Below are 21,541 nucleotides of genomic sequence, written 5' to 3' on the forward strand. Positions count from 1 at the left end.
CCCCCCCTTCTACCCTTGCAATTTTACCTGTTTTAGGGAATGAAACAGCCCTGCCTTCTAAAGGGGGGAATCGGAATTAAAGTCCCCCAATTGATCGGGGGATTTAGGGGGATCTAGAACGTTTTGATACCTACAATAGGACTTTTCAAACAACCTCTAAGCTATATGCTGATAAGTAGTTAAGGGTAATCCAGTACGCTGTTTCACATCAATTAACGATTTATACTCACCTCGTCGTTGCCTTTCTGCTACAATTTGTTCTGCGATCGCTCCGTCTAATCCACAAGCAATCAATTCTGGAGTTGAATATGTATTTAATCGTTTCCAAGAAAAATCAGCTTCTTTTTTGTGGTTGTAGCCAAAAGTAATTAGCGGTGTAATTCTAGCCACTTGCTTTTCGGGAATTCCGGCTATTTCTATCAACTCTTCTACATGAGTAAAAACATATCCCTCATTCATTAGAGATTCAATGTTATTTGCATAGACTATCGGGAGCCCTAAATAGTTAACTAGTTCATTTTTAGAGCATTCATTAATATCTACTTTATCCCGATTACTGGCAACTAGATTTGCTAACTCTTGTTCTTCAGGAATTGGTAAATTCTTCGGATAAGTTTTAACTAAAAAAGATTTTCTCAGGTAGAATGCTACAGCGATTTGAGCCATCCAAATTGCTAACGCAAAATTATTTGCCGAAAAAGCAAAAGCTAAAGCAGAGATGATAATTCCTATAACAATCCAAGTCTTAGTCTTAGATTTGTAACCACCGTAGGCAATGGCAAATCCTCCTAATATCGGAATTAATGAGAACCATACCCAAGCAGGAGTTTGTTGAAACCAATATTTAGATTGTGACACAATAAATTGACTGATGATTTGGATTTACAAAAATTTCAGAAGATTTTGCCGTTTTTCTTCATACTCTTCTGCGGTAATTACACCAGAATCAAAAAGATTTTTTAAATCAGCTAGCGCACTGGTTGCATCTTTAGCAGATACGGCTCCACCTGTGTTTATTACACCTTGGTTATATTTTGTATTGAATTCAATATCTGACATAGTAATTAGCACAAATAACTCAACAAAGGCTATTAATGCCGGGATAAAAGTCCAAGAAAGGAACAAGTACAAAATACCTGCAACATTTTGTCCTAAATAAAATTTGTGAATTCCCAGAAACCCACCAAAAAAGCAAAGCAGAATTGCTGTAGATTTACTCCTCATGTCATTTCTTTCCTTAATTAACTCTAATCAATATCTATTACCATTCAATACAATCAAAATTTTTAAATTTCCTTAATTATTTATGTGTTTTATTATTGAATTTCCCTGTCATCAAAAAAACAATAATTATACATAGCTGGGATTCTATTAAGACTAAATATCCTTTAAATAGATAGTTTAAATCTAGGTTGGAATTGAAGTAAAAAATTAGAGAACCAATTACTATATATGGAAATAAACGTAACTGATAAAATTTAAGTTTTAGTTTTTGGTTCTTCAAGTTGCTCATTAGCAGATAAAGTTATGTTGAACAATAATTGCTTCTCAACAATTGATTGGTTGCAACAAGTTTGTTTGGTTTAACAGATATTGACCATATACAAAGGTAATTTTATCTAATTTATATCTGTTAAGCCTCACAATTTTTACCGAATTTACTTATAGTTACATCAACAAATTTACGTAAAGTTCCTGATGACTAAAGTAAAGTACAAAGCAGAAAAAACACTGAGGTTTAGCTTTGATTGTTGTTCTAGACAATAAAATAATCCAAAATTAAAGCATGACAGTAATTAGTACTTATTGCCCTACTTTGTATAACTCTGATTCATGCCTAAAAGCTTGTTTTTAGTACAATTTGTTTCAGTAGCCCCAGGCTTTAATCTGAAAGCACTTTTTATGCAGTTTTATCACTCTTAGTAGCTGCTTCCTCTGAAATTGCTCTCAAGCGTGTTGCTGTGCTTTTACGGATGCGATCGCTTTTGCGAACAGCACCCGCCATTTCATATTCCCGGCTATCTTTGCCATATTTAAAAGCAACCCCAATCAGCATTTTTTCGGTTAAATCGCTTAAATTTTTATCCAATTCGTCCATCTCAGTTCTAGAAGAATCAATCACGGCAAGAGCAGTATTATAAGCATCTATTTTGCTCCGGTATTGCTCAATTAGTTGTGTCATATTTTGTAAATTGCGCTCATCCCCAAAATCCATACTGGGATCAATTGCTTTAAGTCCCGCCGCCCTTAATTCAGCTTTTTCTAAAACGCGGTATGTACGTTGCTTCCCAGGCATAAATGTATCCCTTTTATTCTGCTTTAGAGCTAGTTTGCCTTACTAAAGCTGTATCCTAGTTCAGTAAAATCCTCATAAATTAGTATCTGGTATGACTTGAATATCAGTATTTATCACAAAAATTATGTTTTTGTTGATGAAAGACATGTTTTTGTTAATGAAAGACATGTTTTTGTTAATGAAAGACATGTTTTTATTGATGAAAGACATGTTTTTGTTGATGAAAAAGATGTTTTTGTTGATGAAAAAGATGTTTTTGTTGATGAAACAGTTGCACTAAGCGACTGGAAGTTGCGGCTACACAGACAAAACCCGCCTACGCGGGTTTCAACAAGCCCTTAATTTTTTATTAGTCCGCGTAGGCGGAGTTTGTTTGTATAGCCGCAATTTATAATTGCCAGGGCTAGATACTAAAAATTAGGGAATTTAGAACAAAGGCGGTGTATTAATATTTAGATACCATACACATAGTCAAAGCAAGATATGATACTGGAAACTGCTGCGATCGCAATTGGCACTATAATAGCCACCAAAGCCTTAGAAAAAACAACCGAAAAAGTCACAGAGTCTTTAGTAGATAAGACTGGTAAGTTTCTCGTCACGCTGAAAAAACAGTCTCCCCATACTGTAGCAGCGATCGAGAAAGCACCAGAACAACCACTTGATTATGACAAGACTGTACGAGAGGTGGAATCTGCGGCTAAAGCTAATCCTAAAGTGGCTCAAGCTATGCAAGATTTAGCATTATTAACAGAAAATAATCCACCCTCTAACTTGGCTGAAATTCTGAAGGAGATAAAAGCGGCTGTGGAAAAATCTCAACAATCATACCCTTCAACTTTTACCCAAAACATCGAAAAAGCAATTAATGCGGCTCAAAACCAAACCATTGACCAAAGAGGTAGTACTTTTAATTTTTGAGTGGAGTCGTCTGACGGGGAACGGACAAAGTTAAGCCCCACAAAATCTATTCCTTATCGCGGTTCTGTTAATTTTGTTGGGCGAGAAACGGAACTGAGAATGGTGCATGAAGACTTGCAGCGCGGAGATTATGTAGCAATAGCGGGAATGGGTGGCGTGGGCAAAACTGAATTAGCCACCCAATACGCTAGACGATATCAACAAGATTATGGCGGGATTGCCTGGTTTAACGACAGAGAAACCAATCTCACTGCCGAAGTTTTAGAGTATTTCCAATTCCAATTAGGTTTTGAGATTCCCCAAGAATTAGGAGGAAGACTTTTAAACCTTAAAGAACAAGTCGCTTGGTGTTGGTCTAGATATCCTAACTCTAAGTTGCCAATTTTAATCGTCTTCGATGACGTAACTGATTTAGACAACCTCCGCCAAGTCGTTCCCAACAATAACCGCTTTCGAGTCTTAATTACTACTCGACTGCGAAATTTAGACCCGAATTTTATTCAAGAGATTCCCTTAGATGTTCTCTCACCCCAAAAAGAACCAGGCAAAGCCTTAGAACTGTTAAAACGACTGTTAGGGGAAAAAAATAAGCGAGTCAAAAACCAAGCACAAGCCGCAACAGCAATATGTGAATGTCTGGAATATTTGCCCTTAGGCATAGAGTTAGTGGGAGGCTATTTAGCAAGCGACCCGGACATATCTTTAGATATCATGTTTGGGCGATTGCAAGAACGTAAATTAACAGAAGCAGCTTTACAAGACCGGGAAACTCTCAACTCGACTCAATTGGGAGTCAAAGCCGCCTTTGCTTTAACTTGGTCAGAACTCGACCCACTGGCGCAACAACTAGGAAAATTGTTGAGTTTATTTTCTCCTGCACTAATTCTCTGGGATTTGGTTATTTGGGTAGCGACAGGTGGAGGAGAAGCAGAAAATGAGGAAGAAAGACAGCTAACTTGGTCAGAAAATGAATTAAACGAAGCTAGAAAGCAACTCTATGGGCGTAACTTGCTGCAACGGGTAGAAGAGAGAGAAGGATGTTATAAAATTCATACCTTAGTGCGGTGGTTTTTGCAAGAGCAGTTAGCGGCATCCGGCAAAACCAAATCAGTTTTAGAAACAACCTTTGCGATCGCTATGATAACCGTTGCCCAAATACTTCCCGATTCACCAACTTCTGAGCAGATTGAAAACATCAGAGATGTTGTTCCTCATCTCGAAGACCTGGGAAACCGTTTAATTGCAGAGATAAAGCAAGCAAAAGAGGCAGAGATAATTTCTCTAGCATCAGTTCCTAATGATGAAGTAATTTGGATATTTGTAGGGATAAAAAGATTTTACGAAGGACAAGGATTATATCAATTAGCAGAACCTTGGAGTGAAGAATGCGTAAATGTTTGCCAGTCCTTATTTGCTGGCGATCATTCCAATGTCGCTAGTAGCTTGAACAATTTAGCAGGACTCTACAATAGCCAAGGGCGCTACAGCGATGCCGAACCTCTCTTAATTGATGCCCTGGCAATGACAAAGCGCCTGTTTGCTAGCGACCATCCCAATGTCGCTACTAGCTTGAACAATTTAGCAGAACTCTACAATAGCCAAGGGCGCTACAGCGATGCCGAACCTCTCTACATTGAAGCCTTAGCAATGAGAAAGCGCCTGTTTGCTGGCGACCATCCCAATGTTGCTACTAGCTTGAACAATTTAGCAGAACTCTACAATAGCCAAGGGCGCTACAGCGATGCCGAACCTCTCTACATTGAAGCCTTAGCAATGAGAAAGCGCCTGTTTGCTAGCGACCATCCCAATGTCGCTACTATCTTGAACAATTTAGCAGGACTCTACAATAGCCAAGGGCGCTACAGCGATGCCAAACTTCTCTTAATTGATGCCCTGGCAATGACAAAGCGCCTGTTTACTGGCGACCATCCCGATGTCGCTACTAGCTTGAACAATTTAGCTTTACTCTACAATAGCCAAGGACGCTACAGCGATGCCGAACCTCTCTTAATTGATGCCCTGGCAATGACAAAGCGCCTGTTTGCTAGCGACCATCCCAATGTCGCTACTGGCTTGAACAATTTAGCTTTACTCTACAATAGCCAAGGACGCTACAGCGATGCCGAACCTCTCTTAATTGATGCCCTGGCAATGAGAAAGCGCCTGTTTACTGGCGACCATCCCGATGTCGCTACTAGCTTGAACAATTTAGCTTTACTCTACAATAGCCAAGGACGCTACAGCGATGCCGAACCTCTCTTAATTGATGCCCTGGCAATGACAAAGCGCCTGTTTGCTAGCGACCATCCCAATGTCGCTACTAGCTTGAACAATTTAGCAGAACTCTACAATAGCCAAGGGCGCTACAGCGATGCAGAACCTCTCTACAAAGAAGCCTTGGCAATGTCCGATCGCATTTTCGGGGTTGATCATCCCACTACAGCAACAATTCGAGAAAATCTAGCAATCCTGCAACGCCAGTCTACTCCCCGTGCTATCTGGTTACGTCAGTTAGGTCAGTTTGTGCAAATCTTGTTAGCAATATTTATTTTACCTTTTTATCTATTGTGGCGATTGGCTAAAAAATTAATTCGTAATTAAAAGAGCGAGTTCAGGCGATAGAGATTGCAATCTAGTAGTTTAGAGCGATCATTCGCGCAGCGTCTCGAAGAGAAGACGTTGCCGTTGGCGGTAGCGTCTCTGAAAGAGAAGGCATCGCTTTTTTCTCATCAACAAAGGTGCGATCGCTAAACTTTTGCTTAAAGACAATGCCGGGAGCATCCCACTTTTTTGTATGTCATTGCGAGCGAAGCAAAGCAATCGCAAAATCTCTAACGAAGAGTGAGTCCATGCGATTGTTTGTCTACGAAACGCACTTGCGTTCGTCGTCCCTCCTCTCTACGAGACGCTACGCGAAGGCAATGACAGTTATTTTGTCAGCAAAACGGTTTGCCTCACTTCAACTGGTTCACCCGTCAAACTAAAAGGGCGAACTTCGGTAATTTTTACCTTCACTAATTGCCCTTGGAGTTCTTTGATATTGCCGCTAAAGAAGGTCAAACGATTACCACCAGTGCGTCCCATCACCTGAGTTTGATCTTTAGGATTTTGGTCTTCTACTAAAACTTCTTCAATGCGTCCAAAGTAACGTTGCGATCGCTCTGCTACTTTCAAGTTTCCTAAATGATTGAGCCGTTGCAGGCGATCGCTTTTTATTTCTTCACTAAGTTGATTGTCCCACAAAGCGGCTGGTGTCCCTGGGCGCGGCGAATATGCTGCTGTATTCAACATATCAAAGCCAATATCTTCCACCAGTTTGAGAGTATTTTCAAACTGTGCTTCTGTCTCACCAGGAAAACCAACAATGGCATCGGCACTAATGGAAGCATCTGGCATATACCGCCGAATGGTATCGATAATCCGGCGATATTTCTCATGGGTATAACCCCGTGCCATCGCCTTTAAAAGTTCATTATCCCCAGATTGAAAGGGAATGTGGAAGTGTTTACACACCTTGGGCAACTCAGCACAAGCCTGAATTAATCTCTCAGTAAAATAACGGGGGTGACTAGTCGCAAATCTTAGCCTTTCAATCCCCGGCACATCATGGACGTAATAAAGCAAATCTGTAAAGTTGTTCAGATGCCTACCTTCTGCTGTCACTCCGGGTAAATCTCTGCCGTAAGCATCAATATTTTGACCGAGTAGAGTAATTTCTTTATAACCTTGCCGTCCTAATTCTTCCATTTCAGCCCGGATAGCTGATGGAGTGCGAGATTGTTCGACACCGCGCACATTGGGAACTACGCAATAAGTGCAGCGTTCGTTACAGCCGTAAATCACATTTACCCAAGCAGTTACTTTACTATCTCGTCGCGGCTGGGTAATATCTTCAATAATGTGAACTGGCTCAGTTGCTACAACTTGGTTGCCTTCAAAGACCGACTCCAGCAAATCTTTCAGACGGTTGGCATGTTGTGGCCCCATTACCAAATCTAATTCTGGCACTCGCCGCAACAGCGCTTCTCCTTCTTGCTGGGCAACACAACCAGCCACAATGAGGGTTAAATCTGGCTGTTCATGTTTGCGCTTTGCTTGTCTGCCCAGGTAAGAATATACCTTTTGTTCCGCATTATCCCGAATTGTGCAGGTATTGTAGAGAATTACATCTGCGTTATTTGGGTCTTGGCACCACTCAAAGCCCATTTCTTCCAAAACGCCAGCCATGCGCTCTGAGTCAGCTTTATTCATCTGACAACCGAAAGTAGTGATGTGATATTGGCGTTTAGAAGTGGTCACGTCGCTTCGCTCCGAATTCAAAATTCAAAATTAATGATCCCCATCAATAAATTTAGGGGCTTGTCTCATGAGTCGTTTTCGGTCATGGGCGACTCTGCTTAATCAGCGTAATGTATTATAAGCTTTATTTCTATTCTATAAGTTTGAAATGCCAATACTAGCTCTGGCGATTAGAAATCAGAGGTAGGAGGCACGAGGCAGTATAAATTAGAGGTTGTTTGAAAAGTATTTCACTGTTTCAGATCCCCCCTAACCCCCCTTAAAAAGGGGGGAACCGGAATTGAAGCCCCCCTTAAAAAGGGGTTGGGGGGATCGATAACGTTTTGCTACCGACGAAAGAACTTTTAAAACATCCTCTTAAACGAGTTTCAAAAGCTTTGCATGAAAATGTTTTAGGAACTAGTATTTTTACTCAACACTCAACACTCAATCAGCACCAGGTTTGCACAACATGACCCTTTAACTGTTGTCCTAACCAAGGTGTATTTTGTGAAAGTGTATAAAGACTTTTCCGTTCGACTTTCCAGGTTTGCTGGGGATTAAATAAAGTAAGTTCTGCTGGTTGATGAGGTAGAATCGCACTTACTTTCTGCCCTAAACACTCTGCTGGACTGGTACTCAATGCCCGCCATAATTCTAAAGCTGTAAATTCTTCAGTTTCAACGAGATATTGCCACAGCAAAGGTAATGCTAACTCCAAACCAATTGCTCCGGCTGGTGCTTCGGCAAAGGCTTGGACTTTTTCTTCATAACTGTAGGGTGTGTGGTCAATAGCGATCGCATCAATCACACCTGTACGGACTCCGGCACGTAACGCCACCACATCACGAGGATTACCTAAAGGCGGGTCTAAATGCAAGCTAGTGTGATAACTCTTAACTGCTTTTGTATCCAGTAAAAGGTGCATCCAGGTGGTGCTGGCAGTGATTGGTAAACCAGCCGCTTTAGCTGAGGCGATTAATTCCACGCTGCGAGCGGTGGAAACGCGCATAATATGGACTGGTGTACCAATTGCTGCAACCAATTCTAACAAAGCTGCGATCGCAGTTGTTTCAGCGCTGGCGGGTATTGGGGGTAAACCGAAACGGAGAGCATCGGGCCCTTCTCTCATTACACCATTTGCTGTTAATTGGCGATCGCTAGGCCAAAACGCTACTGGTTTCCCCAACGGCTGGAGATACTCTAACACTCCTCGCACCAACGCCAAATTTTCTAACGGCTTACCATCTGTAAAACCAACAACTCCAGCCGCCGCTAAATCTGCCAATTCCGTCATTTGCTTCCCAGCAACATCTAGGGTGATAGCACCCCAGATATGAAGCAGGGGAGTAGGGGAGCAGGGGTGCAGGGGAGACAAACTTCCTCTCCTCTTCTGCTGCAACTGTGCCACAAGTGCAGGGTTATCAATAGCTGGAGATGTATCGGGTAAAATGCTAACTCTGGTAAAGCCGCCAGCGGCAGCAGCTTGTAAAAAAGACGAAATAGTTTCTCGTTCTTCAAAACCAGGTTCACCTGAGTGGCTGTACAAATCCACCAACCCAGGGCCAAGAACTAATCCCTGACAATCTCTGATTTTAGTATCGGAACTAATATCAGAAATGTGCGAAGCTACTGCTTTGATATAACCATCAGTAATCAGTACATCAAAGAGTTCATCGATTTCAGAAACCGGATCAATCACCCGTACTTTTTGCAGCAGTTCTATCATAATTTTTTTAGTTAGGAGTTAAAAATAAAGTTAGGAGTTAGAAGTTACAAGTTATGAGTTAAGATTTACCAGTTATTTGTTCCTTGCCGATCATTTTTAACTTTATTCATAACTCATAATTTTTCACTTTTAACTTAACTCCTAACTCCTCACGCCTGACTCATTACTCACAACGCTCCCGCAGCTGTTTTATCTAGTACGCCTCCACCCAAGTGAGTGGTGATGTTCATCGCTTGCAAGACTGGTAAATCAGCGATTCCAGAAGGATAGTCAATAACGCTGACTGCGCCATTACCCTGACGAAAATTCCAGAAATTTTCCAGCGATAAGCCCAGAATGTGACAAAGCAAAGTTTTGTTAGTAGCGTCATGAGCTACTACTAATACAGTTTTGAATTCATTATTTAATGCGGCTTGTACAATAGATTGCCAAGCAACAACACTGCGTTCCCACACCTGTTGCAAATTTTCTCCTTCGGGCATTTGCACTTCGGCTGGTACTAGCCGCCAACGTTGCAACTCTCCCGGAAACTCTTGCTCTATCTCTGTTTCTAATTTTCCTTCCCAAAGTCCATGACTGATTTCTCTTAAACCATCTTGCAACTCTAACTTTACATTCGGATGTTGTTTTAAAATAATCTCTGCTGTTTCTTTAGGGCGTAACATTGTGCTACTTACCGCAAAATCAATCGCTACCTCTTGGAGAAATTCGCCTGCTTTTTGCGACTGTTGTCTACCATTGTCGTTTAGAGGGACATCAATTTGTCCTTGAAACCTAGTTTGGCGATTCCAGTCAGTTTCGCCGTGACGCACCAGCAACAATCGTACTCCTTGATGATCCGGTCGCAATGAGGGTAAAGATTCTCCGGTGTGTTGCGTCTGATTTAAGGATTCTAGCTGGACTGGTTCGCCCAATCTTCCAGCAAAATTTAATACAGTGATGCCACAGTTAGATTGCTGTATTGAGTGATAGCGACTTGGAGAAATTCCTAGTGCTGTGCTAATCAGGGCGCGATTAATTCCGTTATGTCCCACAATCAGAATAGTTTCGCCTTGATGGTGAGACAAAGTTTCTTGCCAAAACTGTTTTGCTTGTTCGTATAAAGCAAGAACGGGAAAATGTTCTCTTGTCCCTTGTGCATCATTAAGCAGCATCCGCAGTTCGTCTGGGCGTTGATGCCAAGTGCGGTAGTCTTCGGCAAATTTCTGCTTGACTTCGGAAGTCAGCAGTGCTTCCCATAAAGGCAGGTCGATTTCTAACAGTAAATTAGAAACTTGGATTACAGCAGATTGTTCAGCATGATTAGCTAACTCACTATGGATAATATCTGCCGTGTGCTTTGCTCGTTGCAAAGGACTGCTATAAATTGCATTAAATAAGATATTGCTGAGGGCTTTGCCTACTTTACTGGCATCGTTACGACCTTTTTCGGTTAATGTTGACGCATCAGTACGTCCTTGGATACGCCGCTCGGTATTATAACCACTTTGACCGTGGCGCACAATGATGACACGAGTCATCTCAAAGCCCTCCTCTATCTTGACGATTAATTTTACTGCAAAATGATTGCATAATTATCGACTCAAGAAGGCGGATTGAAGAAGAGGCAGGGGGGCAGGGGGCAGGGGGCAGGGAGTAGGGAGCAGGGGGAAAGAAACTTGTTTTGGATAATTTCTTGGAAATCCCTAAAGCTATAACCTCGAATTCTAATAGAATTCGAGGTTATGAGACACTAAATATTAAGAAGATTTGCTGACTGAAAAACTTTTACAATTTCTGGCCTGCGTAAATTGAGCGCACTTCGCCGTTACGCCGGATGACTGCTTCGCCGTTACTGACATCCACTAGTGTCCAACCGCTTGAGCCGATACTTTCACCCATATTGATGCGGCGAGTCACGCCATCAATTTTAAACAATGCAGCAGATTTATTGCCCAACTCTAGCAATCCCTCTAAGGTATTACTCGGAGCCTCTGCGATCGCAGTTGCAGGATATACTTGTTCCTGGGTAATAGTTGGTTCTGACTCTGGGGCGAGTGCAGCACGTAATGGAACTACTGGTAATGCAGGCAGAGGCTTAGGTGTCTGCCGCACGGTAATGGGTGCAGTTTTCCCCGCTACTGGCTTGAGTTCAGATCGTACAGCCGCAGCTAACATATTGACGGTTACAGGCTTGGCAGCTTGCCGCACTGTATTCAGGGCAGTTTTCACAACATTAGGTTGAGATCCCTGCAATACATTGGCAACTTGTGGTAGAAGTGTAGAAGTCCCAGGAATAGCTGGAAGGGCATAGCGCATTGGCGACGGCGCTTGATAAACAGGAACGTAGATGCGCTCAACAACACTCCCAGAACGGTTGGAGGCTGATGATGTATTGTTAGTTAGAAGTGGAAGTGCTGGCAGATTACCTGTTGTTTGCTCGTTACCAAGGGCTATTTGTTTACTATTTGCCTGAGTGGAGAATCCGCGACTGAAAGATTTTTGATTGGGTGTTGCTCCTTGCTTATCTATGACTGCTAGTGATTGGAGCATATAGTCAACTAACTCTGCCTCAAGTTCTGTTTTGACAGGTAGCTGTGACTGCGATTGTGTCACTAGAAGCGCTGATTCGGGCAATTTGGCATTTAAAAGATATACAACTCCAGACTGCACCAGGTAAATTATACCTGCGATCGCCACGCCTAAAGTTGTTCCCACCATCAGCAGTTTGCCCAAAGCCGGCCTAGTTTTCTGACGCTTTCTACTAACTGCTTTCACAGCGCCGCTATCAAACACAAAGGTACTCAATTGCTTATGCTTATCTTGAGCATCTGACTGATTTAGGCTGTCTGGTAAAATAATCTGCGGTATTGTAACTGTTTGCAGAGGCACATATCCTGGAGGTGACTGGCGTTGAGCTTGGGCAGAAACCCCAGCAACAGAGTGGTGCCTAACAGCTTGAGAAGGCAGATTACCACTAACATCCAGAATGTAGTCGATATCGGCAAAGAGTTCATCCATGAGGCCATCAGCATAGTTTTCTATCGACCAAGGCTCGTTGGCGATTAAGTCTTCTGATGGTTCTGGTACTATGAGACGGGTGCTGGCTTCTTGTAACATAGACGTTCTGGGTTGTTGCTAGGACGGGGAAACGCCGTCTCTACTGCCTGGAAATTGGGATTATTCTTAAAGAGAGAATAGGGAATCGGCAACAGGAAATAGGTGGTCTCTTACTACCAAACAGGGAACATGAAATAGAAAAAACTGTTCCCTGTTCCCTTCCTTGATGAAACATCCAATCCCGGTTCTCTTAAGACGAGTTGATTAAGCGTTGGTATTAAACTCAACTTTCATCTGGGGATTGTTGATGATGGCAGTACTAGGAGTTATGTCATCTATCATACCAATCTCCCTCCTTACTACTATACTCAGTATTTATGAAGTTGGTGTTAAGCTAACGCTCGAAACTGTTGCTGGTTCTTGGTTCTACGCAATTCTAGATATAATAATAAAGCGTTTATATCTGCTGGGTTTACACCACCTATACGTGATGCTTGACCAAGAGTCAGTGGTTTTACGTGAGTCAGCTTTTCCCGTGCTTCTTTGGAAAGAGTATCAATTGTTGTATAGTCCAAATCAGCAGGTAACTGGCGGTGCGCTTGCCGAGCAATTTGGTCAATCTGATGTTGTTGCCTAGCGAGATAGCCAGAATACTTAATGTCAATTTCTGCGCCTTCTTTCTCAGCGCGCTTGAGGTTGGGGTTTCCCAATCCGAACCTGTCGAGGTCAACGTAATGGAATCCCGGACGCCGCAGCAAGTCGTTCAGGGTAATTGAACCTTTAATTGCTTGTTGGGTATTAGATGCGATCGCTATTCCCATTTCATCATGTTCTTTCACTCGTGTAGCTTGTAATCTTTGTTTTTCTGTGGTGATATTACCCTGTTTTTCAATAAACATATCCCAACGGCGATCGTCAATTAAACCGATTTCCCGTCCCAAGGGTGTTAGGCGTTGGTCGGCATTGTCAGAACGCAATATTAATCGGTACTCTGACCTACTGGTAAGCATCCGGTAAGGCTCCCGCAGGTCTTTTGTACACAAGTCATCAACTAGCGTCCCAATGTAACTTTGCTCGCGCGCAAACACAATCATTTCTTGAGAGCGAACAAATCGAGCTGCATTAATTCCCGCCACCAGCCCTTGAGCTGCGGCTTCTTCATAACCTGTAGTACCGTTAATCTGCCCAGCACAAAACAGTCCCGCAATCTTCTTAGTCATCAATGTGGGGTAACACTGAGTTGCTGGTAAATAGTCATATTCCACAGCATAAGCTGGACGCAGCATCACACATTTTTCCAAACCGGGGAGAGTCCGCAACATTTGCAGTTGCAGATTTTCTGGCAACCCTGTAGAAAACCCTTGAATATAAAGTTCGGGTATATCCCTTCCTTCCGGTTCAATAAAGATTTGATGGCTTTCTTTATCAGCAAAGCGAACAATCTTATCTTCAATACTGGGACAATAACGCGGCCCTTTGGCTTCCACCCAACCGCCATAAACTGGCGACAGGTGCAAATTATCCTGAATTAGGCGATGGGTTTCGGCGGTGGTGCGGGTGATATAGCAAGGCATTTGTTCCCGTTCGACCCACACATCGGGGTCAAAACTGAACCAGCGCACGTCTTCATCCCCTGGCTGAATGAGCATTTTACTATAATCTACCGATCGCTTATCGACCCGTGCCGGAGTTCCAGTTTTAAGTCTGCCGGTTTCAAATCCCAAGCGATTTAAGGTTTGTGTCAATCCTTCAGCGGCAAATTCCCCAGCGCGTCCGGCTGGCATTGATTTATTGCCAACCCAAATTTTGCCCCCCAGGAAAGTGCCAGTTGTCAAGATAACTGCTTTACATTGGAACCCCACACCAAAATAAGTTTCAACGCCAATGACTTCACCGTTAGCACCCAGCACCAAATCTATCGCCATACTTTCGCGGATTGTCAAGTTTTCTTGATTCTCAACAATATTTTTCATCACTGCTGCATATTCGCGCTTATCCGTCTGGGCGCGTAATGCCCACACAGCAGGCCCCCGTGAAGAGTTGAGGATACGTTTTTGCAGATAGGTACGGTCTGCTACTTTACCAATTTCTCCGCCGAGTGCGTCTACCTCATGAGTCAACTGAGATTTGGCTGGGCCACCCACCGCTGGGTTACAAGGTTGCCAAGCGATTTTATCCAAGTTGAGCGTCAATAGCAGGGTACGACAACCGAGGCGTGCAGAGGCGAGAGCTGCTTCGCAACCGGAGTGACCTGCACCGACGACTATGACATCAAAAGCGTCTTGAAATTCAACGGAATTGTGCATGGTCATACTTACAGGATCGGCAAGCTGAGAGTTCTTTTCAATTTTAACTGTTCCAGTGATTTCATGGATGTAACTTTCTGCTAAAAAAGTTATCAAAATTACTAGTACTCAAATCAAAGCAAGTTTTTATTTTTAAACTTAAGCATTAAGTAAAAAATATAATCTTTTTTTAAATTTTGTGACAACGTTCCGGTTTGTTTATCACAGCTATTGTTCATGTAGTTGGATATCACATAAATTAACTCATTGTTTAATATTGGTTTTCTATAAAAAACAATGTCCAGCATCAATAAATTGTCTTTCATTTAAATAAAAACAAATAAGAAATATTTTTAATAAATCCATTTATTTTACCTTCAAACCAAGCAACAAGCAATTATTTAAGAATGAAACTCACCATCAGTAAGAAAATAAATATTAATAGAGCTATCAGAAAAGCAACTTTCATCATGATAGTTATCTTGATGATTTTTGTTTTAGTAGCTAGTAATGAGATTACCCGCCACAAAGTTGCTATAAATGCCCAACCATTAAACGGATGCTTGAGTACTGATTCATTGCTTTGTACAGATATCTCTAAAGAAACAACATCAAAACCATTTATTCCCGATCCAAAATTAAATAATCAACAGCGTTTTTTATCTGCGATCGCTAGAAAATTACCTACAATTCCTCAGTCTGGTACTTATGAATATACGTTACTACGAACTTATGGTGCAGTCTTTGTAAATCAAGATGTTGGGATTAAACTGCCGCAACAAGATATCTTCGCTAATGAAAAAGAAACTCAAGATTTTCAAGCTACTTTAACAATGGGTCATGTTGATGGTACCAACGACTGTTACTTACAAAAATCGGCGGCTGATGCTTTAAATAAAGCACGAGTTCAGCAACAGATTCCACTAAAATCTGGTTATGGTTCTGGTGATTGTACCCGCACTTTTAACACGAATTTAAGATTTTGGCACAAATATGCTAACGATCAAGTTTTAGCAAAAGTTCAACAGGGTAAAGAAACAAAAATTCTTGGTTTAGTTGCACCTCCCGGAACTTCTCAACATCTCTGGGGATTAGCAATTGATTTACGCGTAGGCAGCAAAGAACAAAGAAAAGCTCTGAATCAAAATGGTTGGTTTCAAACAGTAGAAAATGATACTCCACATTGGACTTATGTGGGTTTATCTGAAGAGAATTTATCCCTGTTTGGTTTTAATAAACAAGTTATTCGGGGCATTATTTATTGGATAACGCCACTATGATTGTTAGATAGCATAAAACTTCTACTGTTGGCCTAACGCCCGTAATCATCTAACAACATAGTAGTCTGTTACTCGGTAATTTACTTTATATATAAATTCAGTTTGATTTTTGAAAAAATTAAATATTTGTAGTGTATTAGTGTTTCGCGTAGGGCACCCTACTAGTGTGGCAAGCTTAAAATAGTACATTAGAGGATGTTTTAAAAGTCATCTGCTCGGTAGCAAAACGTTTTAGATCCCCCTAAATCCCCCTTAAAAAGGGGGACTTTTAGAGACTTTGCCCCCCTTTTTAAGGGGGGTTGGGGGAATCTAAAAGTGCCTAAAATTACAGCCACCCACTTTTAAAACATCCTCTTAGAGGTAGGTTGTGTGGAGCGGAGCGCAACCCAAATATAATGTATCAGGATGTTGGCTTTGGCAAAGCCTCCAACGCCACTTGCTACAACGCCGGGAACCCGCGCAACGCAGTGGCTCCCCAACCTACAATTGTTTTGTAACATTTTAGCCTTGATACGCGACTACGTATCTTTTCAAAAATCAAATATGATTCCTATAGTAAGCATCAGTGCTAGGACGAGATTGGAGAATATCTAAAATAGCCTTTCTAATTTCAAGGTTAAGTGTATATTGTTGAATTAATTTAACTGCTTTCTCATAGTTAATTGGAGTAAATGTATCATGAATGCTAAAGCTTAATTGAGATACTCTTACTCTGACTAGACTACAGCGATGTCTACGACTGGCTACGCCTACGCACTTCCACTTTTACATAAAAACCCATGAGTCAAATTAATCCTGAAACAACTCCCTTACATACCTTAAACCCACTCAACCGATTTTCTGAGAGAGCAGAGGATTATGTAAAATATCGACCAAGTTACCCCGCAGATGCAATTGATATTATCTTGGAAGGATTAGGTGATAATTCACAACTTGTAGCAGCAGATATTGGTGCAGGTACAGGAATTGCTTCAAGACTGTTAGCTGAACGCAAAGTTAATATCATCGCCATAGAACCAAACGCGGCGATGCGAGAAGCTGCCCAAGCATATCCTTTGATAGAGTTTCGTGATGGAACAGCAGAATTGACCCAACTCCCTGATAATTCAGTTGATTTAGTTACTTGTTTTCAAGCTTTCCACTGGTTCAATCCCGAACCAAGTTTATTGGAATTTCGCCGTATTTTAAAACCATCAGCACGCTTGGCCGTGGTGTGGAATAATCGAGATAAAGAAGATGCCTTAACTACAGAATATAGCCGACTAGTCCGCGAAGCATCTAATAATCACCCAGCAGAATCTCGAATGGAGTCGGTAGAGCCACTGTTCATAACTCCCCATTTTATTAACATCCAGGAATATACTTTTACTTCTAGGCAACAATTAGATTTAACTGGACTGATTGGACGAGCCAAGAGTGTTTCTTATCTCCCACATGAAGGCTGGGTATACGAACAGCTTATTAACAATTTTCAAGAATTATATCAGCACTTTCGTGATGAGAATGGTTTTATCTATATGGTTTATCGCACTAGCGTATACCTTGGTGAAGCTATTTAAAAAGAAAAATGGGAATTATAAAAAGTAGAGTGCATTAATTCACTCTCAATAAATATCAGGATTCAGATGGTACAACAAAAATATGAAGGTTATTGCGAATGCAATCCTACCAAATTAGTCAGAGAAAAGTTTGGAGATGTCAATGTTTATGCCCAGAATGCTAAATCACTTTTAACAAAAGCTACTGGTTTTATTGGTAATTATGATTTTACTCTCAATCCTTATAGGGGATGTCAATACGGTTGTAGTTATTGCTATGCTGCTGCATTTACCCCTAATGCTCAAATGCGCCAAGATTGGGGTAAATGGGTAATTTTTAAGGAAAATGCTGCTGAGATATTAGCGAAAGAATTAAAAAAATGGTATGAAAAAAATCCTTACACTCCCCCTAGTATATACATGAGTAGCGTTACCGATCCTTATCAACCACTTGAGTCTAAACATCAACTGACTCGTCGGTTGTTGGAGGTAATGCTAGATATGGGGATTGACGGTTATCCAACTCCAACTTTGGTGATTCAAACTCGTAGCCCAATTATTACTAGAGATATTGATTATTTACAACGATTTAAGCGATTGCGAATTAATATGAGCATTCCGACTGGGAGTGAATTAGTGAGAAAAGATTTTGAACCGCGATCGCCAAGTATTAAAGCTAGACTAAATGCGATCGCTAAAATTAAACAAAGTATTGATTATTTCAAAGGTTTTGTTCCTAAAGTTTCTATCACTATTACCCCTCTGCTTCCTACTTTATCAACTGATGAAGCTACTTTTATTGACAAACTAGCTATCGCCGATAGGGTTGTCATTCAAGCTTTTCATGCTAGCCACAGTCGTTCTCTCATCGCATCAACTCGCCAAGAAGCTGAAGAAATTAAGCAAAAATACGCTTGGTGGTATGAAGACGAGCAATTAAGCTATATGAAATTTAAGGAAAAGTTAGTTTCTCGGCTTCCAGGTGTAGAAATTATGGAAGGCAAAGAGGGATTTGGTTATGAATAATCTTATCGTAAATTGGTGGCGAAGTCGGCAGTTAAAATTATCTTTAAAGCGGGGGGATATCCGACGTGCAGTGCAACTATTGCAAGAGATTCAAAAATCAGGTGCAAGATTCTCATGGTTAGAAAAACTATTTAGGGATAAACTTCAACTTGAACGTTATTCACAAGAATACAAACGACAAACAGAAACTTTAAGTAAACAACTAACAGAAGCATCTCAGTAAAAAGATAATCTCATATTAATCCCAGATGAGGAATTTATTAAATATATCTATAAGGTTTTTAATTTAATAGAGCATGATGAATCTAAATTGCAATTTACTAGTATTGATGAATGTATATTTGATGACTTGGAATCAAATCTAGTTGAATATCTGAAGGAAGAATTTAGTAAGATTCCTGAAAACAAGTTATTTATTAAGCTAGAAGATGCTCTTGAGGATATTAATAACTTAAAAATTGGGCAAGCTCCAGACTACCGTTTTAGTCTAACTCCTCATGTCTATTTTATGAAGTATTTTTTAGAGAATGTATATTGCATATATTTAGCTTGGTTTCTCATTTACCAGGATGCTTTACTGCCAAGTAAGGTTAATATCCTTGATATTGCAGCAGGCCCAGGAACAGTTGCTTATGGTTTAGCTTTATTTCTCCAAAGTAGTAGCGGTTTTTTTCATATTCCACAAATGCACATATCCTACTACTCTTTAGAAAAACAAGATGCTTTCCAATTTCGCGGACTTCAGTTTTGGCGACGATATATAGAATCACGTCCAATGCCAGTAAATGCTTTCTTTCGCTTTGTTACTACTGATATTTTTACTTGGGAAAGCCAATCAAATAATCTACCCCAAGATTTTTTCGACTTTATCGTAATTTCCCATTGCTTTTTTATAGATAAAGCCAAGAGAGTTGAAGCTAATAATACTTATAAGCAAATATTTGCCACTAGCTTAAAAAAATCAGGTTATATTCTGCTAATTGTGCAAAATAAAAAAATATTCAAGATTTCTGATATTCACCAAGTTGAAAACCAAGAACAGGAAAAAAATGTAGTGGATAAATTTCTGGCAGAACTTGGATTAGAGTTAGTCTGGTATAAATATCTAACCTCAACAGGTTCAAGAACACCTTTGTCCATTGCTGAATTTGGTAAATTTGCTCGAGAAAAATTACCAAAACAACTGTATATGAGTCCAATACTCCAAAAGTATTTTGCTCAGAAGCATCAGTTACACTATACATTAGATGATTATGTAATCTTGGCTAAAAAATTATATTGAAGAAGAATTCAGAATCAAGACGCTTGATAGCGACGCGCAAAGCGAATCCTTGAGCGTTGCTATCAGTCGGGGATTTAAACCTGCGACTTTCTTGTTGACCGCCAAATCTACAATTTGGTGGGGGCTTGTACCCTATTTCTAATTAGCTTTGCCATTTCCTTGAAAATTTAACAACTGATCGTCATTGACCCAAATTGCTTGTTGAGGCACGGAGATGGAAATTCCCGCTTCGTCTAGGGCAACTTTTAGGCGGCGGCGAAGTTCTCGTGCTACATCCCATTGTTTAAGGGGCTGTGTTTTAATCCAGACACGGATAATCAAACCGCGATCGCCAAATTGATCTATTCCCAAAACTTGCGGCGGTTCCAAAATTTGACTCTGCCATTGCATTTCTTGATTCATCTTATTGGCAATAGTTGCAATCAAGTTTAAAGCCTCTTCTGTATCGGCTTGGTAGGCGATGGGAACTGTTAAATCGGCTCGTGACCAACGACTAGAAAGATTGGCAACAACTTTGATTTCACCATTGGGAATCGTGATCAAGCGCCCTTCAGAATCCCGCACTTGGGTCATCCGCAGATTCAGAGTTTCTACTAAGCCTCCCACTTCTCCCACAGTAATCACATCGCCTAAAGCATACTGATCTTCTAAAATGATCAGGAAACCGTTAATCGCATCTTTAATTAAGTTTTGCGATGCCAGAGATAATGCAACACCAACTAAACTAGCACCCGCTAGCAAGGGAACGATATCTATTCCCAAGGATACTAGCGCTAGCAAGAAGGCTACTCCTACCCAAATAGCAGTAGTGATACTTTTAGTCACACCAGAAAATGTGGAAACTCGCAGTTGTAGCCGTGCAGAACTTTCTGGAGTTAAAAAAGCACCACTGCTGATTAAAGTGGAGGCAAAGCGGTCAATCAGAGCGTAGGTTAAACGGATTGCTACATAGGTTCCCAGAAATACGACACCTAATCGCAAAGGAAATTGGGCGGCTGTGAGAATTCCTACCTGAAAACCTCGTGTATAGGGAAATAGACCCAAAATAAAAAAGCTTCCACCTCCCCAAATTCCGGCTTGACTTAGCTGAAATAATCGTCTCTTAGCTTCTTGAAGATGTTGCTGTTGTCGTTGATTTAGTTGTGTTGTAATTACTTGATCTGCTGGTTTTGGGTAGTTGAAGAGTTCCCTTTGCGGTTGGGAGGCAATGGAGTGTTCTAAATCCTTTTGAGAACCCCGCTGCCAGCTATATACCCCCCAACTCATAACAATCATTGCTAGTCCGATACCGCCAGCAATTTTACCTTGGTCGATTAAAGATTGAGTTTGCCTTTCTTGCTTGGCTTGTTGCAAGTCTTCTTGTAACGATTCGGCGACTTGATTTGCCGATGTTGATATATCTACCTGTCGGAGTCCAGCATCTTCAGAAGTAACGGTCATCAGATATTGACCGTTGACATAAATTACTGGTAATTCGTTGACTTTCCGAACTTCCACCTTGACTGGCGTTTTTGCTGGTGATTGAAAGTAATTTTGGCCAATTTTCTCCAACTTCTTTTGAATATCTTCTGAACGCTCAGGAAAGTTGGTTCTTGATGCCGCTATTTGAAATAACCGACGACCATCTAAATAAATCCAGCCCGAAACAACTCTGTTATCTGAATCATTACTCACACTGCTGGGAGCTTGCAGTTGCGGTAAAAAAGGAATTTGGGCTGTGGCTTTTGGCACAGATACAACGCATATAGCTATTGAACTGGCGATGCCTACGGCGGGCAAAGCCAACGCCAAAAATTGAAAGCGCACTCAAACACCTCCTTGAGTAAAATCTACTAGTGACTATTTCTATAGCTATCCTCTGCAATAT

The 21,541-nt window shown here is 41.1% G+C and carries 17 protein-coding genes; 8 read left to right on the forward strand and 9 right to left on the reverse strand.

Annotated elements, in window-relative coordinates:
* Positions 1 to 156 precede the first annotated feature (156 nt).
* From HWQ39_RS29705 to HWQ39_RS29715, 3 genes are all read right to left on the reverse strand, one after another.
* The gene (locus HWQ39_RS29705) at positions 157 to 858 is read right to left on the reverse strand and encodes a helix-hairpin-helix domain-containing protein (protein WP_292853414.1); all 702 of its coding nucleotides are present in this window, start codon (positions 856 to 858) and stop codon (positions 157 to 159) included.
* Positions 859 to 882: 24 nt separating this feature from the next.
* A complete protein-coding gene (locus tag HWQ39_RS29710; protein ID WP_292853416.1) occupies positions 883 to 1,224 on the reverse strand; it encodes an NINE protein in 342 nt (113 codons plus the stop codon).
* Positions 1,225 to 1,900: 676 nt separating this feature from the next.
* Entirely contained in the window at positions 1,901 to 2,296 is a 396-nt protein-coding gene (locus HWQ39_RS29715; RefSeq protein ID WP_292853418.1) for a hypothetical protein, read from the reverse strand.
* A 96-nt stretch (positions 2,297 to 2,392) separates the two neighbouring features.
* On the opposite strand from HWQ39_RS29715, the gene HWQ39_RS29720 reads away from it, so the two are divergent.
* The 3 genes from HWQ39_RS29720 (at position 2,393) to HWQ39_RS29730 (ending at position 5,818) form a co-directional block, all read left to right on the forward strand.
* Positions 2,393 to 2,638: a hypothetical protein gene (locus HWQ39_RS29720; RefSeq protein WP_292853420.1), complete on the forward strand. Its 246-nt coding sequence runs from the start codon at positions 2,393 to 2,395 to the stop codon at positions 2,636 to 2,638.
* A gap of 141 nt (positions 2,639 to 2,779) precedes the next feature.
* Entirely contained in the window at positions 2,780 to 3,217 is a 438-nt protein-coding gene (locus tag HWQ39_RS29725) for a hypothetical protein (RefSeq protein WP_292853421.1), read from the forward strand.
* Complete coding sequence (locus tag HWQ39_RS29730; RefSeq protein WP_292853423.1) at positions 3,218 to 5,818, forward strand: tetratricopeptide repeat protein; 2,601 nt, start codon at positions 3,218 to 3,220, stop codon at positions 5,816 to 5,818.
* Between the two features lie 327 nt (positions 5,819 to 6,145).
* On the opposite strand, the gene miaB is transcribed toward HWQ39_RS29730, so the two are convergent.
* The 5 genes from miaB to mnmG form a co-directional block, all read right to left on the reverse strand.
* A complete protein-coding gene (gene miaB, locus HWQ39_RS29735) occupies positions 6,146 to 7,516 on the reverse strand; it encodes a tRNA (N6-isopentenyl adenosine(37)-C2)-methylthiotransferase MiaB (RefSeq protein WP_292853425.1) in 1,371 nt (456 codons plus the stop codon).
* 430 nt (positions 7,517 to 7,946) lie between these two features.
* The gene (locus tag HWQ39_RS29740; RefSeq protein ID WP_292853523.1) at positions 7,947 to 9,227 is read right to left on the reverse strand and encodes a dihydroorotase; all 1,281 of its coding nucleotides are present in this window, start codon (positions 9,225 to 9,227) and stop codon (positions 7,947 to 7,949) included.
* Between the two features lie 164 nt (positions 9,228 to 9,391).
* Positions 9,392 to 10,744, reverse strand: coding sequence for a histidine phosphatase family protein (locus tag HWQ39_RS29745; protein ID WP_292853427.1), 1,353 nt, complete (start codon positions 10,742 to 10,744; stop codon positions 9,392 to 9,394).
* Positions 10,745 to 10,991: 247 nt separating this feature from the next.
* Positions 10,992 to 12,323, reverse strand: coding sequence for a hypothetical protein (locus HWQ39_RS29750; protein WP_292853429.1), 1,332 nt, complete (start codon positions 12,321 to 12,323; stop codon positions 10,992 to 10,994).
* A 329-nt stretch (positions 12,324 to 12,652) separates the two neighbouring features.
* The gene (gene mnmG / locus HWQ39_RS29755) at positions 12,653 to 14,575 is read right to left on the reverse strand and encodes a tRNA uridine-5-carboxymethylaminomethyl(34) synthesis enzyme MnmG (RefSeq protein ID WP_292853525.1); all 1,923 of its coding nucleotides are present in this window, start codon (positions 14,573 to 14,575) and stop codon (positions 12,653 to 12,655) included.
* Positions 14,576 to 14,955: 380 nt separating this feature from the next.
* On the opposite strand from mnmG, the gene HWQ39_RS29760 reads away from it, so the two are divergent.
* From HWQ39_RS29760 to HWQ39_RS29780, 5 genes are all read left to right on the forward strand, one after another.
* Entirely contained in the window at positions 14,956 to 15,828 is an 873-nt protein-coding gene (locus HWQ39_RS29760; RefSeq protein ID WP_292853431.1) for a D-alanyl-D-alanine carboxypeptidase family protein, read from the forward strand.
* 779 nt (positions 15,829 to 16,607) lie between these two features.
* Complete coding sequence (locus tag HWQ39_RS29765; protein WP_292853433.1) at positions 16,608 to 17,387, forward strand: class I SAM-dependent methyltransferase; 780 nt, start codon at positions 16,608 to 16,610, stop codon at positions 17,385 to 17,387.
* 66 nt (positions 17,388 to 17,453) lie between these two features.
* Positions 17,454 to 18,392 (forward strand): radical SAM protein, encoded by a 939-nt coding sequence (locus HWQ39_RS29770; RefSeq protein WP_292853435.1) that lies wholly within the window; start codon positions 17,454 to 17,456, stop codon positions 18,390 to 18,392.
* Complete coding sequence (locus HWQ39_RS29775; RefSeq protein ID WP_292853437.1) at positions 18,385 to 18,615, forward strand: hypothetical protein; 231 nt, start codon at positions 18,385 to 18,387, stop codon at positions 18,613 to 18,615. The genes HWQ39_RS29770 and HWQ39_RS29775 overlap by 8 nt, the downstream gene beginning before the upstream one ends.
* A gap of 87 nt (positions 18,616 to 18,702) precedes the next feature.
* Positions 18,703 to 19,674 (forward strand): photosystem II assembly protein, encoded by a 972-nt coding sequence (locus tag HWQ39_RS29780; protein ID WP_292853439.1) that lies wholly within the window; start codon positions 18,703 to 18,705, stop codon positions 19,672 to 19,674.
* Positions 19,675 to 19,812: 138 nt separating this feature from the next.
* Here HWQ39_RS29780 and HWQ39_RS29785 read toward each other — a convergent pair whose 3' ends face one another.
* A complete protein-coding gene (locus HWQ39_RS29785; RefSeq protein ID WP_292853441.1) occupies positions 19,813 to 21,480 on the reverse strand; it encodes a mechanosensitive ion channel family protein in 1,668 nt (555 codons plus the stop codon).
* Positions 21,481 to 21,541: the final 61 nt, after the last annotated feature.

The sequence above is a fragment of the Nostoc sp. NMS8 genome (assembly GCF_017115045.1).
GTDB lineage: Bacteria > Cyanobacteriota > Cyanobacteriia > Cyanobacteriales > Nostocaceae > Nostoc.

Bases quoted from the DNA above. Each gene is read 5' to 3' on its own strand.
- HWQ39_RS29710 (WP_292853416.1), bottom strand. From the start codon at position 1,224: ATGAGGAGTAAATCTACAGCAATTCTGCTTTGCTTTTTTGGTGGGTTT.
- HWQ39_RS29715 (WP_292853418.1), bottom strand. From the start codon at position 2,296: ATGCCTGGGAAGCAACGTACATACCGCGTTTTAGAAAAAGCTGAATTA.
- HWQ39_RS29725 (WP_292853421.1), top strand. From the start codon at position 2,780: ATGATACTGGAAACTGCTGCGATCGCAATTGGCACTATAATAGCCACC.
- HWQ39_RS29745 (WP_292853427.1), bottom strand. From the start codon at position 10,744: ATGACTCGTGTCATCATTGTGCGCCACGGTCAAAGTGGTTATAATACC.
- HWQ39_RS29750 (WP_292853429.1), bottom strand. From the start codon at position 12,323: ATGTTACAAGAAGCCAGCACCCGTCTCATAGTACCAGAACCATCAGAA.
- mnmG (WP_292853525.1), bottom strand. From the start codon at position 14,575: ATGACCATGCACAATTCCGTTGAATTTCAAGACGCTTTTGATGTCATA.
- HWQ39_RS29760 (WP_292853431.1), top strand. From the start codon at position 14,956: ATGAAACTCACCATCAGTAAGAAAATAAATATTAATAGAGCTATCAGA.
- HWQ39_RS29765 (WP_292853433.1), top strand. From the start codon at position 16,608: ATGAGTCAAATTAATCCTGAAACAACTCCCTTACATACCTTAAACCCA.
- HWQ39_RS29770 (WP_292853435.1), top strand. From the start codon at position 17,454: ATGGTACAACAAAAATATGAAGGTTATTGCGAATGCAATCCTACCAAA.
- HWQ39_RS29775 (WP_292853437.1), top strand. From the start codon at position 18,385: ATGAATAATCTTATCGTAAATTGGTGGCGAAGTCGGCAGTTAAAATTA.